This is a genomic window from Williamsia sp. DF01-3, assembly GCF_023051145.1.
In the GTDB taxonomy this organism is placed as follows: Bacteria; Actinomycetota; Actinomycetes; order Mycobacteriales; family Mycobacteriaceae; genus Williamsia.
On sequence record NZ_JALKFS010000005.1, the window covers coordinates 2,455,198 to 2,472,219 of the forward strand.

General features: G+C 65.0%; 16 protein-coding genes. 6 read left to right on the top strand and 10 right to left on the bottom strand.

The features are described 5' to 3' along the window. Positions 1 to 54 precede the first annotated feature (54 nt). The 5 genes from MVA47_RS13750 to MVA47_RS13770 all read left to right on the top strand — a co-directional run bounded on the left by MVA47_RS13750 (position 55) and on the right by MVA47_RS13770 (position 6,663). Entirely contained in the window at positions 55 to 750 is a 696-nt protein-coding gene (locus MVA47_RS13750; RefSeq protein ID WP_247208353.1) for a GntR family transcriptional regulator, read from the top strand. Further along, the gene (locus tag MVA47_RS13755; protein ID WP_308280543.1) at positions 751 to 1,962 is read left to right on the top strand and encodes a CoA transferase; all 1,212 of its coding nucleotides are present in this window, start codon (positions 751 to 753) and stop codon (positions 1,960 to 1,962) included. 75 nt (positions 1,963 to 2,037) lie between these two features. After that, a complete protein-coding gene (locus MVA47_RS13760) occupies positions 2,038 to 4,092 on the top strand; it encodes a hydantoinase/oxoprolinase family protein (RefSeq protein ID WP_247208354.1) in 2,055 nt (684 codons plus the stop codon). A gap of 64 nt (positions 4,093 to 4,156) precedes the next feature. Then, a complete protein-coding gene (locus MVA47_RS13765; RefSeq protein ID WP_247208355.1) occupies positions 4,157 to 6,046 on the top strand; it encodes a hydantoinase B/oxoprolinase family protein in 1,890 nt (629 codons plus the stop codon). Further along, the gene (locus tag MVA47_RS13770) at positions 6,043 to 6,663 is read left to right on the top strand and encodes an isochorismatase family protein (RefSeq protein WP_247208356.1); all 621 of its coding nucleotides are present in this window, start codon (positions 6,043 to 6,045) and stop codon (positions 6,661 to 6,663) included. The genes MVA47_RS13765 and MVA47_RS13770 overlap by 4 nt, the downstream gene beginning before the upstream one ends. On the opposite strand, the gene pucL is transcribed toward MVA47_RS13770, so the two are convergent. Genes pucL through uraD form a run of 3 tightly spaced genes read right to left on the bottom strand, consistent with a single transcriptional unit; the run spans position 6,660 to position 8,458 of the window. Further along, entirely contained in the window at positions 6,660 to 7,568 is a 909-nt protein-coding gene (gene pucL / locus MVA47_RS13775) for a factor-independent urate hydroxylase (protein WP_247208357.1), read from the bottom strand. The two genes, MVA47_RS13770 and pucL, sit on opposite strands and share 4 nt — an antisense overlap. Before the next feature lie 27 nt (positions 7,569 to 7,595). Beyond that, positions 7,596 to 7,922, bottom strand: a complete 327-nt coding sequence (gene uraH, locus MVA47_RS13780) for a hydroxyisourate hydrolase (protein WP_247208358.1) — start codon at positions 7,920 to 7,922, stop codon at positions 7,596 to 7,598. Then, positions 7,919 to 8,458 (bottom strand): 2-oxo-4-hydroxy-4-carboxy-5-ureidoimidazoline decarboxylase, encoded by a 540-nt coding sequence (gene uraD, locus MVA47_RS13785; protein ID WP_247208359.1) that lies wholly within the window; start codon positions 8,456 to 8,458, stop codon positions 7,919 to 7,921. Before uraD ends, uraH begins: the two co-directional genes overlap by 4 nt. 428 nt (positions 8,459 to 8,886) lie before the next feature. On the opposite strand from uraD, the gene MVA47_RS13790 reads away from it, so the two are divergent. Next, a complete protein-coding gene (locus MVA47_RS13790) occupies positions 8,887 to 9,447 on the top strand; it encodes an NTP transferase domain-containing protein (RefSeq protein ID WP_247210765.1) in 561 nt (186 codons plus the stop codon). Positions 9,448 to 9,565: 118 nt separating this feature from the next. Here the strand turns inward: MVA47_RS13790 and MVA47_RS13795 are convergent, their stop codons facing one another. From MVA47_RS13795 to MVA47_RS13825, 7 genes are all read right to left on the bottom strand, one after another. Beyond that, positions 9,566 to 9,907, bottom strand: coding sequence for a hypothetical protein (locus MVA47_RS13795; protein WP_031333148.1), 342 nt, complete (start codon positions 9,905 to 9,907; stop codon positions 9,566 to 9,568). A 9-nt stretch (positions 9,908 to 9,916) separates the two neighbouring features. Beyond that, positions 9,917 to 11,704 carry an acetyl/propionyl/methylcrotonyl-CoA carboxylase subunit alpha gene (locus MVA47_RS13800; RefSeq protein ID WP_030174053.1) on the bottom strand — a complete coding sequence of 596 codons (1,788 nt, stop codon included), beginning with the start codon at positions 11,702 to 11,704 and terminating at the stop codon, positions 9,917 to 9,919. 198 nt (positions 11,705 to 11,902) lie between these two features. Then, entirely contained in the window at positions 11,903 to 13,378 is a 1,476-nt protein-coding gene (locus MVA47_RS13805; protein WP_247208360.1) for a condensation domain-containing protein, read from the bottom strand. Between the two features lie 12 nt (positions 13,379 to 13,390). Then, a complete protein-coding gene (locus MVA47_RS13810) occupies positions 13,391 to 13,819 on the bottom strand; it encodes a SufE family protein (protein WP_023961605.1) in 429 nt (142 codons plus the stop codon). After that, a complete protein-coding gene (locus MVA47_RS13815; RefSeq protein ID WP_247208361.1) occupies positions 13,816 to 14,721 on the bottom strand; it encodes a sulfurtransferase in 906 nt (301 codons plus the stop codon). Before MVA47_RS13815 ends, MVA47_RS13810 begins: the two co-directional genes overlap by 4 nt. A gap of 113 nt (positions 14,722 to 14,834) precedes the next feature. Next, a complete protein-coding gene (locus tag MVA47_RS13820) occupies positions 14,835 to 16,178 on the bottom strand; it encodes a condensation domain-containing protein (protein ID WP_247208362.1) in 1,344 nt (447 codons plus the stop codon). 197 nt (positions 16,179 to 16,375) lie between these two features. Beyond that, complete coding sequence (locus tag MVA47_RS13825; protein WP_247208363.1) at positions 16,376 to 17,008, bottom strand: nucleoside triphosphate pyrophosphatase; 633 nt, start codon at positions 17,006 to 17,008, stop codon at positions 16,376 to 16,378. Positions 17,009 to 17,022: the final 14 nt, after the last annotated feature.

The window sequence follows — 17,022 nt, forward strand, 5'->3', positions numbered from 1 at the left end:
ACATTGGCGGGTAGGAGCCCTAGATTGTGAACAATCAAGCCGAAAGGAACTGGCGTGACGCGAGCAGTGGACCGGGTGTACTCACATATTCGTGAGGCGATCATCGACGGTCGATACGGGCCAGGAGCGCGGCTCGGTGAGGTCGAGATCGCCGAACTGACGAGGACGAGTCGAACTCCCGTGCGCGAAGCGTTGCGGCAACTGGAGATGGAGGGGCTCGTCGAGGTCCTGCCACACCGGGGTGCTCGTGTCTACGAGTGGAGCGCAGAAGATCTCGAGGAGATCTACGACCTTCGAATGGTTCTCGAGGCCATGGCTGCATCGCGTGCGGCGAGTCGGATCGAGGGCAAGGACATCGACCGGATGGCCGAGCTGTGTGACCTGATGGAGAACGCTGCCGACCGCCACCACCTCGATCTCGTCGCACAACTCAATGACGAGTTCCATGCGATTGTCCGTTCGGCGGCCGCGAGCACACGGTTGATGACGATGCTCAACGCGGTCATCCAACTGCCCCTGGTGATGCGGACCTTTCATCAATATGCGCCGGACGACCTTGCTCGCAGCTGTGCCCATCACCGCGACCTCGTGGCCGCGCTGCGCAGCGGAGACGAGGTATGGGCGGATTCGGTGATGCGCGCACACGTGCGGGCGGCCAAATCCGTTCTCCTGCAAGCCTTGACGGCAGGAAACGTGCAGACGGGGCAGGCCGAGTGTGAAACCGGCGACGAAGGAATGAGGGACGCGTAAGTGACCGAGGAAACAGTAAGCGCCGGACCGTTGACCGACCTGAGGGTGGTCGAGATGGGCCAACTGCTGGCAGGACCGTTCTGCGGTCAACTTCTCGCCGACTTCGGGGCGGAGGTGATCAAACTGGAGTCACCCGGATCGGGAGATCCCATGAGGCAGTGGGGCCGGGAGAAGCCCCACGGCAAGTCGTTGTGGTGGCCGGTGGTCGCCCGCGGGAAAAAATCCGTGACCTGCAACCTGCGGACCCCTGAGGGGCAGGATCTGGCTAGGCAGATCATCGCGAAAGCTGACGTGGTGGTCGAGAACTTCCGGCCGGGGACTCTGGAACGTTGGGGTCTCGGTGTCGACCAGCTCCAGGAGATCAACCCGGGGCTCATCGTGGCGCGGGTCAGTGGTTACGGCCAGACCGGCCCGTATTCCGCCCGCGCAGGGTTCGGGTCGATCGGCGAGGCCATGGGCGGAATCCGTTACATCACAGGCGATCCGGGATCAGTGCCTTCGCGGGCCGGAATCTCGCTGGGTGATTCACTCGCTGCCGTATTCGCCACGGTTGGTGTACTGGCTGCACTGCACCACAGGGAGAAGACCGGTCGCGGTCAACTGGTCGACTCGGCGATCTATGAGGCCGTCCTGGCGATGATGGAATCTCTGTTGCCTGAATGGGCAATCGGGGGATACCAGCGTGAACGCACCGGCTCGGTGCTGCCGAACATCGCGCCGAGCAACGTCTACCCGACGAAGTCGGATGACATGATTCTCGTTGCGGCCAACCAGGACAGCGTTTTCGGGCGGCTGGCCACGGCGATGAAACGAACCGAACTCATCGACGACCCCCGCTACCGGGACCATGCTTCGCGCGGAGCGAACATGACCGAGCTCGACGACCTCATCGCCGACTGGACGAGATCATACGAAGCCGGAGAGCTTCTCGACCTCCTCCACGAGGCCGGGGTCCCCGCAGGAAAGATCTACACCGCCAGCGACATGTTCAACGATCCGCATTTCGCAGCCCGCGACGCCATCGTCAAACTCGCCCACCCCGACTTCGGCGAAATCCCCATGCACGGCGTCTTTCCCAAGCTGAGCGAGACGCCCGGCGGGGTGCGCCACCCTGGGCCCGCGTTGGGCCAACACAACCATGCCATCTATGGCGGCCTGTTGGGGCTGACCGAAGCAGAGCAGACAGCGTTCACCGAGCGGGGCGTGATCTGACGGTCAGCAGTCCCGTCGGCGTCCGGCACAGCCCCACAACTTCAACCTTCACAACCTCAAACACTGGGAGACCGTATGCGATACCGGCTCGGAGTTGATGTCGGTGGCACGTTCACCGACGTGCTCCTCCTCGAAGAAACGTCCGGAACGACGTGGCGGGCGAAGACGCCATCGACGCCGGCCGACCAGTCTGTCGGCGTTCTCAACGGCGTGAGGAAGGTCTGCGCCGAGGCAGGCATCGAACTCGCGGAGGTCGGACAGGTTCTTCACGGCACCACGGTCGCCACCAATGCCATCCTGCAGAACAAGGGGGCCAGGGTCGGGCTGGTCACCACCGATGGCTTCAGGCAGGTGTTGCAAATTGCCCGGTCATTCGTTCCAGGGGGCTTGGCGGGGTGGATCATCTGGCCCAAACCCGAGCCCCTGGCACGACTGGAGGACACGATCGAGGTGGCAGGCCGGATAGCAGCCGACGGGTCGGAGGTGACGCCACTGGACGAGTCGCAGGCACGCACCGCGCTCGCCGCGCTGAAGGGGGAGGGCATCGAGGCGCTGACCATTTCGTTGATCAATTCCTACGCCAACGATGACCATGAGCAGCGTGTGGCGGTGTGGGCTGCAGAGGAACTCCCGGGTATCCCGGTCTCCATCTCGAGCCACGTCCTGCCCGAGATGCGCGAATACGAGAGAACCCTGACAACCGTGGCGAACAGCTACGTGCAGCCGGAGGTCTCCCGGTACGTGAAGAACCTCGACACTTCGTTGCGCGAGACCGGCATCGAAGCACCGTTGTCGATACTGCGCAGCGACGGTGGCCTGGTGCAGTCCGCGAAAGCGGCGGAAGACCCTGTGTCGCTACTGTTGTCGGGGCCTGCTGGCGGGGTGACCGGTGCCGTGTGGTTCGCAGAGCAGGCCGGATTCTCCGACTTCCTCACCTTCGACATGGGCGGCACCTCCACCGATGTCGCACTCGTTCTCGGCGGTGAACCCAGGATCGGACGCGAGACCAAGGTCGGCGATCTCGCTGTCCGAGCCACCAGTGTCGATGTGCGCACGGTCGGTGCCGGTGGTGGTTCGATCGCCCACGTTCCCGAACTCACCAAGGCGCTGCGGGTAGGGCCTCAATCGGCGGGTGCCGATCCGGGGCCCGCGTCGTACGGCGGAGGTGGGACCGAGCCCACCGTCACCGATGCCAACGTGGTCCTCGGATATCTGCCCGGTGAATTGGCCGGCGGTGAGGTGACTCTCGACGTCGAGGCCGGGCGGCAGGCTGTGGCAACGGTGGCCGATGCCATGGGCCTCGAGAGCATCGAGTCGGCGGCGGCAGGGATCGTCGACATCGTCAACGAGAACATGTTCGGCGCGCTGCGCCTGGTGAGTGTGCAACAGGGCTACGACCCAAGGGATTTCGCACTCGTGTCCTTCGGTGGTGCCGGGCCGCTGCACGCAAACGCGCTGGGACGGCTCACCGGTTCCTGGCCTGTCATCGTGCCGCCCTCACCCGGGGTGCTGTGTGCCTACGGCGATGCCACCACGTGCGTGCGCGACGAGAGTGCCCGCACTCTGGTTCGTGCATTCTCCGCCACAACAGACGAGGAAATACGTTCGGCTCTGGCCGAACTCGCCGAGTCGGCCGCCGAACGTCTGGCCTCCGAAGGCGTGCCCGTCGATGAGCAGACGGCCAAGTATCAGGTGGATCTGCGGTATCACGGGCAGGGTTTCGAGATCCCGGTCGACCTCGACCCCGGCGTGCTGGAGGGCGGCGAGGTACTGGCCAGTCTGGGCGATGCGTTTGATGCCGAGCACCAGCGGCTCTTCTCGTTCCTGCTCAAGAACGAGCGTGAGGTGATCAACCTCAGGGTGACCGTCAGCGGACCCCGGCCGGAGGTGGCGTGGAAAGAGTTGCCCGACGGGGGGTCCGACCCATCGGCGGCATTGATCAAGGAGACCGAGGTCTGGATGGACGGTGGTCACGTCTCCGCCGGGATCTACGACCGCGACAAACTACTCGCCGGCAACGTGGTGCCCGGGCCGGCAGTCATCACCGAGATGGACTCCACCACCTTGGTGCTGGCCGGCCACGCCGCAACCGTGCATTCCAGCGCCAGCCTCCTCATACGGCCTGTGTGACCGCCTCGCCCCGCTTCGTCGGATCTGATCCCACCCTCAACTCGCCCAAGTTTCAGGAGATGTGATGGCCACCATCATCGAAAGCACCACCGCACCCGTGAACAAGGTGCCGGTCGACCCGGTCACCCTCGACATCATCGAGAACGCCTTGCGTAACGCCCGGTACGAGATGGACGAGGTGCTGTTCCGCACCGCACTGTCGCCAGGTATTCGAGAGCAACACGACGAGTTCCCCCTCATCGCCGATCCGGCCGGGAAAATGGTTGTCGGACAATTCGGTCTGTCGGTACCGGACTTCCTCGACAACTTCGACGGCACGGTCGGAGAGGGCGACATCCTGCTGACCTCGGACCCGTATGCCTGTGGGGCCGCCATCAGTCATGCCAACGACTGGCTCATCGTTCTGCCCATCTTCCACAGCGGCCGGGTGGTGGGTTGGTCGTCCATGTTCGGGCACATGTCCGATGTCGGTGGAAGCACACCTTCTTCGATGCCCGCGGACGCGCACACCATCTACGAAGAAGGCGTGATAATTCCGCCGTTCAAGCTCTATGACAAGGGTGAACTCAATGAGACCGCGCTCGACATCATCCTCAACCAGGTGCGCATGCCGGACTGGAACCGAGCTGATCTCAACGGACTGGTAGCCGCCTGCACGACCGCCTCACGGCGGATCGTGGAGTTGTGTGACCGGTTCGGGGCGGACGTGTACCTCTCGGCGCTCGACGCCCTGCTCGACCGGAACTACCAGGCGATGAAGGTGCTCCTGGCAACGCTGTTCATCGACGGCGAGACCATCGAGTTCAGTGACTACATCTGTGATGACGGTTGCGGCTACGGGCCGTACAAACTGACGATCAAGTTGACCCGGCATGGCGAGAAGATCCATCTCGACTTCTCCGAGGAGGCGCCGCAGGCCGTCGGGCCGATCAACTACTTCATCAACGAGAACCTCGTCCGGATGTTCTTCGGCATCTACGTGATCACGATCGCCGACCCTCAGATCCTCTGGAACGACGGGTTCTATCCGCTCATCGACGTGACGATTCCCGAGGACTCCTTCTGGAAGCCGAGGTTCCCGGCAGCACTCAACGGGCGGAACCACGGCATCGGGCGGGTGTTCGATCTGTTCGGCGGACTGCTCGGCCAGAACAACCCAGAGATACTCAACGCTGCCGGGTTCTCGTCGTCGCCGCACTTCATGTATTCGGGTCACTACGACGGCGGACCCCGAGACGGAGAGTGGTTCCAGCTCTACTCGATCGGCTTCGGAGGCATCCCCGGGCGCCCGATAGGGGATGGGCCAGATGGTCATTCACTGTGGCCGTCGTTCGTCAACATCCCCTGTGAGTACCTGGAGTCCTACTACCCGCTTCGGATCGAACGATGGGAGACCATCGCCGACACCGGTGGTGCAGGACTGCACCGAGGGGGAAACGGCGTCGACGTCGCTTACCACTTCGAAGAGCCGGGGACCATCGCGGTCCACGACGACCGTTGGCTCACTTACCCATGGGGTGTCAACGGCGGCAAACCCGGTGCGCGCGGCAGGAAGTGGCTCATCAGGGCGTCAGGTGAGACCGAGGTACTGCCCAGCAAGATCCACGACGTAGAGGTCGGGCGGGGGGATGTCCTGCATTTCGTGACCTGGGGCGGAGGCGGCTGGGGAGACCCACTCGCGCGCGATCCCGAAGTGGTTGCGTTGGAGGTGCGCCGGGGGCTCGTGAGCGTCGACGGTGCGGCCGAGGCGTACGGCGTGGTGTGCGACGACAGAGGAGCGATCGACGCCCCGGCGACCGAGGCGAGGCGACAAAGGCTCAGCGCCGACCGCGGTGAGTTGCCCATCTTCGACATGGGTCCGCCCATCCCTGAGATCCTCGAGCGGTGCGAAACAGAGACGGGCCTGCCCGCACCGAGGCCTCCGGTGAACGTTCGAAAAGCTGTGCGCGCGTGAAGGACACCCTCGAGGACTACCGCGCATCCGGATTCGGTGGGTCGCTGGGACCGGGACGTAGTGCTGCAGTTCTGGCGATCGATCTCGCCAGGGCCTACCTGGACGACGACTCGCCCCTGAGGGCGCCGGTGGAGAGTGCGGTGGCATGCGCCGGAACCCTGGTGTCCGTGGCTCGAGACGTCGGGGTCCCGGTGATCTTCACACGAGTCAGTTACCAGCCCGGTGGGATCGACGGCGGACTGTTCACCCGGAAGATCCCTTCACTGAGGGTTTTCGAGGAGGGATCACCGCTGGCCGACTTCGTCACCGATCCGCGTCCTGAGCCCGGCGAGACCGTGATCACGAAACAGTATGCGAGTGCCTTCTTCGGAACGTCGTTGGCAGCCACGTTGACGGCCCGAGGGATCGACACTCTCTACATCTGCGGGCTCAGCACCAGCGGGTGCATCCGAGCGAGCGCAACCGACGCGCTCCAACACGGATTTCGGCCACTGGTGGTCGCCGACGCGTGCGGCGATAGAGAACAGCGCCTGCACGACGCCAACCTGCTCGATCTGCAGGCGAAGTACGCAGACGTCCTGGGCCTCGACGAAGCGCTCGCGCAACTGAGGTCCTAGCCCAGCCACGCCATCTGCGGATTCCATGCCGGGCCTGCGTCCGGCGCATCGTCGCGGGTCACCGTGCCCTGGATCAAACCGTAGGGACGGTCGTCGGCATTGAAGACCTCCTTGTTGTTCTCCAGGCCGAACGGAGACAGGTCGTAGATGAAGTGATGCTTGTTGGGAGCCGACAGGCGTACCTCGGCGATCACGTCGTAGGTCTCCAGGATGGTCTTCCCGATCTCATAGAGGGTCTGTTGCAAGGCGAGCGATTGCACGGTCGCAAAGCGGTTGATGATGATCTGTTTGATGGCCGGGTAGAGCGCCTCCCAATCGACATCGGTCGTGGTGAAACGCCATTTGGCCACCAGCGATGTGGCCATCACCCGGTCGGTGGTCGGTTCGAGGATCGTGTATTCGTCTTCGAGGAAGTCGTGGAACTCCGAACCGGTCGACTTCAACAGCACCAGGTCTTTGAGGCCTCCGATCACCCACGTCCGCTGGGCATCACCCTTGCCTTCCACGGTGATGTCGGCGGTCCGGGTCTCCTGACCCTTACGGACCCATGTGTGGTCGTGCTCGGCACCGTCGACCACGGCGCGTTCCCAGGCGTACTCCTCGACCTCGATCCTTGCCCCGGACACCGGTTCGAAGTCGTCCACGAAATGGCGGGCGAGTTCGAGCGCGTACTTCTCGATCGACTCGATGCCCTTTTCTTTGGCGTAGGCATAAGCGGTCTGTTTCTGCGTGTCGGTGGGCAGCACCTTCCGCTGGTCACCGTCGGTGTAGGCCGCGGCGAAGTCGCCGCGAAGGGTGCTGCCGACGTTGATGTCCTTGATCTCGTGCCTGGGGGTGTCGCGATAGATCCGCACCACCCGGTTCTCGGCTTTCCCGTACTGGTTCTCACCCAGGATGATGCCCATGAGCTCTGTGTCTTCTCCTTTGTATCGTCAGCTGCCGCGGTAGGTCGAGTAGGCGAACGGGCTCAGCAACAGGGGTACGTGGTGGTGCCTGGTGGTATCGGTGACAGAGAACGTGATCGCCACCTCCGGGTAGAAACCCTCGATGTGGTTGTCGGCGAACCACTTGCCGGTGTCGAAAAGCAGCCGGTAGACGCCCTCGGTGAGCCCGCGACCGGCGAGCGATCCGATACGACCATCGGAATCGGTTGTGCTGGAGGCGAGTTCGGCGCCTTCTGAATCGTAGAGGATGACCGTGAGGCCGCTGGCCGGCTTGCCCGTGACCGCATCGAGAACGTGGGTGCTGAGGTCACTCACGACGCGGCGTCCTCTCCTTCGTCGACGTATCTGATAGCCGGCTCCAACATGAGTCGTAGCCGCCGACGATTGATCTTCGCCAATTCCATTCGCATGACCCGCCTTTCAGTTTCCGGATCATTGTTCATGCGTTCGTGCAGAATTGCCAGCAGCTCCGTGGCGGGTCGTCCATCGGCGAAGACCAGGTACACATGGCCGAACTTCTCCTCGTACTCGGCGTTGCACCGCTTGAGCTCGGCCAGAACAGCCTCGTCTGCGCCGGCGACCCCGGACTGCTCGCGGGCTGACGACGAGTTCGTCGGCCGGTCACCGATCCGGGGGTGCCCGTCGAGCGCCTCGTCCAGGTCTGCCTCGGACAACTCGGCCAGGATCAGATCCGAGCGGTTGTAGAGGGCTTCTTCGTCCGGGAACGGCCTGCCCGCCGCCACCCGGATCGCCCAGATGCACGACGTGCAGCACTGGTAGAGGGCGTGGATCGCCTGGCGCTCGCGCAACTCGTTGAAACTCTCGAGTCCTCGCCAGTCAACTCGTCGCACGTCAGGTCCCGTCCTCTCCGGTTTCTCGTGGTGCTGCTGCCTTCATCGCAGCGCCCACTCTGGTTGTTGCAGACGTCAATGGTCGAAGTCTGTGCCTGTTCAGCCCATCACGTCCTGAAAGCGATTGGATCGGGCCGGAACGATCGGGGTGGCGCCGGGACATCCGGCCTCGGAGTCGGTGCTCATTCGGTGGTACCTCTGGTGAGATGGTCGTGTGGGTCTCGTCGGCACCCCCATCCGGCCGGGTGCCATCGCTTCCCATGAGGATCTCGCGAAGTCTGCTCGTCCGCTCGGCGAGCAGAACCGATATATCCATGGCCGTCAGGCCCGGAGGAGGTCGACCGTTGGAGCGCACGGCGGGTGAGGCGGCCACCGGAGACGCCGGTGACAGGGCAGCACCATCGAGTGCGAGCGCGGGCCCAGGCGGCATGCCAGAGCATGGAACGGTGGTCGGGGTTCTGCTGGCCGCAGGCGCGGGCACCAGGTACGGGATGCCGAAAATACTTGCTCATCAGGGTGATTGGCTACGTGCCGGGGTGGGTGCGCTCGGCGACGGCGGATGCGGACAGGTGCTCGTCACCATCGGTGCCGCTGCCCCGGAGATGCCCGGAGGAGCGCGGGCCGTACAGGTGCCTGACTGGCGCAGGGGCTTGAGCGAGTCGGTCCGCACGGCGCTTCTGGAAGCCGCCGACGTCCCCGATCTCGTCGGAGTGGTTTTACATGTTGTTGACATCCCGGACGTGACGGGCGAGCAGGTGCGGCGACTTCTGGACGCGTGCGGCCCCCGACCCGACCGACTGGGCAGAGCCGGATTCGCGGGGTCTGCCGGACATCCGGTCTACCTCGGGGCAGATCATCTCGATGGGGTCCTGGAGTCGTTGTCAGGGGGCCGTGGGGCGGGACCCTATCTCGCGGCCCGTACCGACGTCATCGAGGTCGACTGCACCGACCTCGGCACCGGGCTGGACCACGACCGTCCAGACGTCTGAAGCGGGCACTGCGCAAGAACTCGCGCCACCTGCCTGCGTGCGCGCCGGTTGCAACCGGCGCGAATGCAAGGAGGTGGCGCGAATTCGTCTGTGGGTTTTGCGGGTCCCGTGGAACGGGTCAGTCGAAGGTGTAGCCCAGCGCGCCTTCACCAAAGCGCTGCACCACGATTCGTGCTGCCGCCAGCGGTTCGTCGTAGCCATCCCGGGCGAAGCCGGTCAATCGGGCTGCGTTACCGGTTCCCTGGGGCTCGATGGCGACCTCGGCGAGCATCTCACCGGTGGTCGGCTCACACACTGCCCAGGTGAAGCGGGTCTCTTCGTCCCAGCCGCGCTCGCAGGCGCGCACGTGATCGGGGTCGGTGACACCGGCGAGAGCCAGCGCCGGCCGATCCGACACACGATCATCGTCACGCAACGCCCGCAGGTACCATGCGCCGGCGTTGATCTCGACAGCCTCGATGGCGTACGCCTACTTCAGCTCGAACAGGACCGTGCCCTGGGTGACCGCTGCGCCGGCCTCGACGGCCAGGCCTGTCACGACACCGTCCTTGTGGGCGGTGACCGGGTTCTCCATCTTCATGGCCTCGAGAACGACAACCAGATCGCCCGCGGCGACTTCCTGGCCCTCGGTGACCGAGACCTTGACGACGGTGCCCTGCATGGGCGCGGTGACGGCGTCACCGGACACAGCGGCGTTGCCGCCCTTGGCGCGTGTGCGTGCCTTGGGCTTCTTCGTGGCGACTCCATTGGATCCGCCACCACCCAGGGCCAGATCGCCCGGCAGCGACACCTCGAGGCGCCGTCCGCCGACCTCGACCACCACGGTCTTGCGGGGCTCGTTGTCGTCGTCCTCGATGGGCTGTCCACCGGTGTAGGGCTCGATCGGGTTGTCCCAATCGGTCTCGATCCACTTGGTGTAGATGTCGAAGCCCTCGCCGTCACCGATGAAGGCCGGGTTGGACACGATGTGGCGGTGGAACGGGATGACAGTCGCCAGACCCTCCACCTGGAACTCGGCCAACGCGCGTCGTGACCGCTCGAGCGCCTGCTCACGGTTCTCACCGGTGACGATCAGCTTGGCAAGCATGGAGTCGAACCCGCCGCCGATCACGTCGCCTTCGACGACGCCGGAATCGACGCGGACGCCGGGGCCGGTCGGCTCCTTGTAGACGGTGATCGGCCCGGGAGCCGGGAGGAAGCCGCGGCCGGCATCCTCACCGTTGATGCGGAACTCGAACGAGTGGCCGCGAGGGGTCGGATCCTCGGTGAACTCGAGCTTTTCGCCTGCTGCGATGCGGAACTGCTGGCGGACGAGGTCGATGCCGGCGGTTTCCTCGGTGACGGGGTGTTCGACCTGCAGACGGGTGTTGACCTCGAGGAACGACACGAGGCCGTCGGAACCGACGAGGAACTCCACCGTGCCCGCGCCGTAGTAGCCGGCTTCCTTGCAGATGGCTTTGGCCGAGGAATGGATCTTCTCGCGCTGCTCGGTGGTGAGGAACGGTGCCGGCGCCTCTTCGACGAGCTTCTGGAAGCGGCGTTGCAGCGAGCAGTCGCGGGTGCCTGCCACGATCACGTTGCCGTGCTGGTCGGCGATGACCTGGGCCTCCACGTGGCGCGCCTTGTCGAGGTAGCGCTCGACGAAGCACTCTCCGCGACCGAATGCCGACACTGCCTCACGGGTGGCCGAGTCGAACAGTTCGGGGATCTCTTCGATCGTGTAGGCGACCTTCATGCCGCGGCCGCCGCCGCCGAATGCCGCCTTGATGGCGACGGGGACACCGTGCTCCTCGGCGAAGGCCACGACCTCACCCGCGTCCTTGACTGGGTCCTTGGTACCCGGGGCCATCGGGGCGTTGGCCTTCAGCGCGATGTGACGTGCGGTGACCTTGTCACCGAGGTCGCGGATCGACTGGGGCGACGGCCCGATCCAGGTGAGCCCGGCGTCGATGACAGCCTGGGCGAAGTCGGCGTTCTCCGAGAGGAAGCCGTAGCCGGGGTGGATGGCGTCGGCCCCGGACTTGGCCGCGGCGTCGAGGATCTTGTCGAAAACCAGGTACGACTCGGCCGAGGTCTGACCGCCCAGTGCGAAAGCCTCGTCGGCGAGCTTCACGAACAGAGCATCGGCGTCCGGTTCGGCGTACACCGCGACGCTGGTCAATCCGGCGTCCTTGGCAGCCCGGATGACCCGTACCGCGATCTCGCCTCGGTTGGCGATGAGGACTTTCGTGAGTGCTGTGCTGGCGTGACTTGGCACTTGATCTCCTGTTGGGCGCTGGTCGATGCGCGTCGGTGACACTGTCTCGGATTTCGATGTGTTGTTACGTGGGCGTGCCTTCCCGCGGGATGTGGGGGACGGCACTAGATGGAGTCTAAGCACCCCGCCGAACAGGCACGACTGCTGGCCCACAGATCGCTCGTTCGGTCACCAATACCTACTCACCGGTAACGTTTTTCAAGTCGCCGATTCGCGCTCGGGGTCGCCCGGTTGCGGCCCGTAGGTGCTGCGATTGCCGACCTCTTTGAGAAAGTCTCCGAAGGCGCCGAGATAACGTCCGACCTGCCGATGAGTGCGGCCCTGTGCCGGGAAGCGGGACGAGATGCGGATGCCCGAAGCAGTGCGGTGCACCCAGATGTACACCTCTTCGTTCGAGTAGTTGTGGCTGCGCAGCATCCTCGCCCGACCTGCGTCTGCCTCTGCGTGTCCGGGGGCGAAACGCAGATCGATGAACGAGACGACGAATCTGGGGTCGGGGATGTCTGTGTCTCCCGTGTGTCCGAGGATCTCACCGACCCGCAGGTAGGGCAGGTTCCCGGCTTTGCGGACGCGCCGCATCTCGTCCGCGGCACGGGCGATGATCTGTCCGAAATCGGCCGCGCCTGAGGTGTCGAGACGAAAGGGGACCGTGGCGACGAACCAGCCGAGTGCCCCGAACCACTGTTGATCGGTGCGCGTGTGCCGGGGAATGACACACCGGAACACCGGGCCCCCGCCGAGCTCGGCGTAGACGATCGCCAGGGCCGCCATCACCCCGGACAGCAACGAGCCGCCGGCCGCTGAGCACACCGCCGTGAATCGGTTGGTCTGTTCATCGTCGAGTAGATCCGCCGTGATCGAACCCTGGGGGATCAGATCGGTACCCGGTTGTGGCGACGGGGTCGGTGCCTCGACCGGCGTCCCGTCCTCGTCGGCGATGTCGAACCGGGGCAGTTCCCCGCCCGAGTCGCGCAGGAAGTCGGCCCACACCGCAACGGCTTCGTGCTCGGCGCCTGCCGAGTCTGCCTCTCGCCGCTGATGGGCACTGAAGTCCACGTACGACCCCACCGGCGGCAGGTCGGGCTCCACCTTGCGCCGGTGCGCGGTGTAGAGCGCCACGAGTTCGTACTGGCCCATGATCAGGGAGTAACCATCCACCAGAGAGTGATCGGCCGCGAAGAGCAGCGTGAACGAGTCCTCGCGGGCAACGGTGGCAAAGATGTAAGCGGGCCATTGCAGCGGCGCGGTCGCTCGGTCGAAGGAACCTGCCAGCTGATCCAGCAGGGGGCCGGGTTCGCCGTACCAGCCCACCCGCCCCATCTTCAGCTTGACCGATCCGGGCGGGGTGGTCAGCCGGGCCAGGCGGTCCGCCCAGATGACAACATGGCTGCGCAGCACCTCGTGCCTGTCGATCCAGGTCGACAGTGCCGCGCGGATGGCCGGTACCGACATCGGCTCGTCGAAATCGATCGCCAGCCCCAGCCACGATTCGCGGCCGCCCTCACGTTTGGTGCGCAGCCGGTATTCGAACGCGGCGCGCAGATGCTGCTCGTGATTGTGCGACGTGGGCCGCGAATCAGCCGTCCACTGCGCAAATCCGCCCTCGGTGAAGGGCGACCACTCGACCAGCCCGCCAGGTTCGACGGGCTGATCCATCATCTGGATGAACTTCATGACAACGCGATCTCATCGTCCCGGCACCGGGCTCGACGGGCCCAGATGTGCCTTGATCCGCGACAACATGGCCGACATCCCACGCAGTCGCAACGGGCTGATCGCCGATTCCAGTCCCAGCCGTGTGTAGAAGTCGCCTGGTACGGCAAGGATCTCGTCAGCACCGGCACCGTTGAGGCCCTGGTACAGGATGGACGCGAAGCCACGGGTCGTCGGTGCCTGAGGCGGCGCGCTGAAGTACAGCTGCACCGAATCGCGGTTGCTCGCGTCCACCGAGAGGAACAGCGGCGACTGGCATTCGGGTACGGGTTCCATCGCCGCTTCGGCGAGATCGTCCGGCAGCTCGGGGAGTTCGTCGGAGAACTCGAGCAGCAGCTGGATCTTCTCGGAGTCGGTGAGCGCCGAGAAGTCCTCGGCGATCTCATCGAGGGCGGCCGTCACCTCTTGCCACTTGTCGAGGGGGCGGTTCCGGGTTCGGTTCCGGTCACGATGGGGGCGCGCACGGCGTTGCCCCATTCGGTCCAGGACCCGTCGTAGTTGCGTACCTTCTCGAATCCGAGCAGGTGGGTGAGCACAAACCAGGTGTGCGAAGACCGCTCGCCGATCCGGCAGTAGACGATGGTGGGCTCATCAGATGTGAAGTCGGCGTACAACTCGTCGAGTTCGGCCTTCGGCTTGAACCGGCCGTCCGGGGCGGCTGCCTTGGCCCACGGGATGGAGACCGCGGTGGGGATGTGTCCGCCACGCAGCGCACCCTCCTGGGGGTACTCGGGCATGTGCGTGCGCTCACCGGAGTATTCCTGCGGCGAACGGACATCGATCAGTGGTTCGGTACCGAGTGCTCCGCGCACCTCGTCGGCGAACGCACGGATCACCGAGTCGTCGCGTTCGACGACCGGGTAGTCGGACTCCGGATAGACCGGGACGTCGAGGGTGATGTCGCGGTCCTCCGAGAACCACGCGTCGCGGCCGCCGTCGAGCAGTCGTACGTCTTCGTGACCGAACAGGGTGAAGACCCAGAGTGCGTACGCGGCCCACCAGTTGCTCTTGTCGCCGTAGATGACCACGGTGTCGTCGCGGCGAATACCCTTGCTGCGCATCAGTTCTGCGAACTGTTCGCCGGAGATGTAGTCGCGGGTCACCGGGTCGTTCAGGTGAAGGTGCCAGTCGACCTTCTGTGCGGTGGGGATGTGGCCGATGTCGAACAGCAGCACGTCCTCGTCCGATTCGATGATCTTGAGGCCGTTGGTTCCCAGATGGGCGCTGAGCCATTCGGTGCTCACCAGACGCTCTGGATGAACGTAGTCGGCGAAGCCGGGATTGTTGTCGATCTCAACGGTCACGTGCGGTGCTCCAAATCGGGCTGGACGATGCGTGCGGGTGCACCCCCTGAGCGTAGTGCCGACGGCAACACCGACGCAGTGGACGGGGCCGGAGGACCCTGACGCCGGACGCGTCACCACTCGGTGGCGAGTCTGCGCCCGAGTTCGTCGAGGAAGGTACCGATGACGGCTACAGCGGTTTCGGTGTCCGGGTAGCGGGTGCGCAGCGCCAGTCCCCGATCTGTTCGGGAGATCCAGAACTGGACGTCGTCGGCGGTGGTGACGTTCGAGATGTGGGTCGCCCCGATCTCCTCGTGTGTGCCCGAGCCGGGCAGTCTCCGATAGTCGACGTACGAGACCATGAAGATGTCGTCGCGACGGCGGTGGATACCGCCGATCGCCTCGAGCACCTGGGGCACCGGCACCTCACCCAACTTCACCGCCGCGCGTAACGCGGGCCCCGTGCGGGCGACGGTCTCATCGAAGTTCTCGGCCGCGACCACCTCGAGCGGTGCATTGGTGGTGAACCACCCGACCGCGTTCTGCCACGGCTCTGAGCGTCGGGTGTGTACAGGGAAGAGCATGGACATCTGCGGTCCACCGCCGAAGCCGCGAACTGTCTGTGCCATCGCCGAGAGCACTCCGGCGAAAGTGCTCGCCCCGGCGCTCCGACATCGGCTGTCGAAGCGGTCGGTGGCCTCGGGTCCGAGCAGATGACGTAGGTCGACCGCCTGCGGCGCTCTCTCGCCCGGGAGCAGCCCGAGGTCGAGTGGAAACGAAGGGGCGGTGTTCTCGTGCTCGTCGAAGAATGCCAGCCACGCCCGCATGCGGGGGTCGGACCGCCCGATGGGCGCAGCATCGGATTCCGCGGCGCAGTAGTCGACGAAGTTGCCGGCCATCCGCATCTCGTCTGCGATGAAACCACCCGGTTCGGCCTTGGCTGCGTGGTAGAGCTGGTGCAGATCACCCACGATGATCGACATGGAGTAGGCGTCCACGTGTGAGTGATCGAATCCGCAGAACACCGTGGACCGGTCGGCACGGTCGATGGCCGCCAACAGGTAGGCCGGAAAGCCGAACGGGTGGCAGGCATCGTTCAGTGAGTTCCACAGCAGATCGCGGAGATCGGCCGACGACGTCGTCTCGATCCCGGCGCGCGCAACGAGGGTGATGTGCGACGCGTCGTGCAGTTCGCGTCCTATTCCGCCGTCGGTTCGGACGAATCCGCTGTGCAAGGTCCCGTGCCGTGCGATCAAGAGGCGGTACGCCCGTTCGAGCGCTTTGGTGTCGACTCGGCCGTCCACATCGAAAGCTGCTGCCAGCCAGATGGTTCCGTCTTCCGCGCCGGCGAGATGAAAGGTCTGATTGAACGAGGGTGGCACCGCGGAGGCGACCACGCGATCCGCGGAGCTGTCCACCGACCACCGCAGGAGGACGCCGGGGGCGGGCGAGTAGCGGTCAATCGTGGTGACGTGCAAGCGCAAGCTCCTCGACAGGGGTACTCGCAACAGCGTAGTCACCTTCGCGTGCGACGGTGTCGACCACCTGCGAGTGCGTGAGGGCGAACTCGCGCCCGCCGCGGGCCCGGGCTGGAAGATGGATGCCGCACGTCTCCGGTCAGGCAAGGCGGTAGTGGTGCGGGGGCCTGAGCCCTACGGGCTCATGGTCGCAATCGTCAACGTGCCGACCACAAGTCGGTCACGCTGACCCCGAGTTGGTCGATCAAGGTCCGAACCAGCGGCAGACTGATCCCGATCACCGACGACGGGTCGCCATCGACACCGTCGATGAACCAGCCCCCGAGCCCGTCGAGCGTGAATGCGCCGGCCACCGCCAGTGGTTCGCCGGTGGCGACGTATGCGTCCACCTGCTCGTCGGTGGGCGAACCGAAACGAATCGTGGTGCCCGCGAACGCGACAGCCTCCGCTACCACCGAGCCTCCGCGTATCCGAAGCACACAGTGGCCTGTCAACAGGTCGGCGACCGACCCGCGCATCGAAAGCCATTGAGCGCGAGCCACATCGGGAGTGTGAGGTTTGCCGGACAGGATGCCGCGATGGTGCAGCATCGAATCACACCCGATGACAACCGCGTCGTCAATCGAGGAGATGCCCGGATGGGCGGCGACATCGTCCGCCTTGGCCTTCGCGAGGGCCGTCACGACGTCGGAGGGAGATGCGGTGTCTCCGAGCTGCGCGATCAGCGCATCTTCATCGACATCCGAGACCTCGACCAGTGGATCGACACCGGCGGCCCGCAGGATCCGCAGGCGTGCGGGCGACGCCGATGCCAGGACCACCCGGGTCATCGGCGCCCACCCGT

Bases quoted from the DNA above. Each gene is read 5' to 3' on its own strand.
- MVA47_RS13790 (WP_247210765.1), top strand. From the start codon at position 8,887: ATGCCAGAGCATGGAACGGTGGTCGGGGTTCTGCTGGCCGCAGGCGCG.
- pucL (WP_247208357.1), bottom strand. From the start codon at position 7,568: ATGGGCATCATCCTGGGTGAGAACCAGTACGGGAAAGCCGAGAACCGG.
- MVA47_RS13765 (WP_247208355.1), top strand. From the start codon at position 4,157: ATGGCCACCATCATCGAAAGCACCACCGCACCCGTGAACAAGGTGCCG.
- MVA47_RS13825 (WP_247208363.1), bottom strand. From the start codon at position 17,008: ATGACCCGGGTGGTCCTGGCATCGGCGTCGCCCGCACGCCTGCGGATC.
- MVA47_RS13805 (WP_247208360.1), bottom strand. From the start codon at position 13,378: ATGAAGTTCATCCAGATGATGGATCAGCCCGTCGAACCTGGCGGGCTG.
- MVA47_RS13760 (WP_247208354.1), top strand. From the start codon at position 2,038: ATGCGATACCGGCTCGGAGTTGATGTCGGTGGCACGTTCACCGACGTG.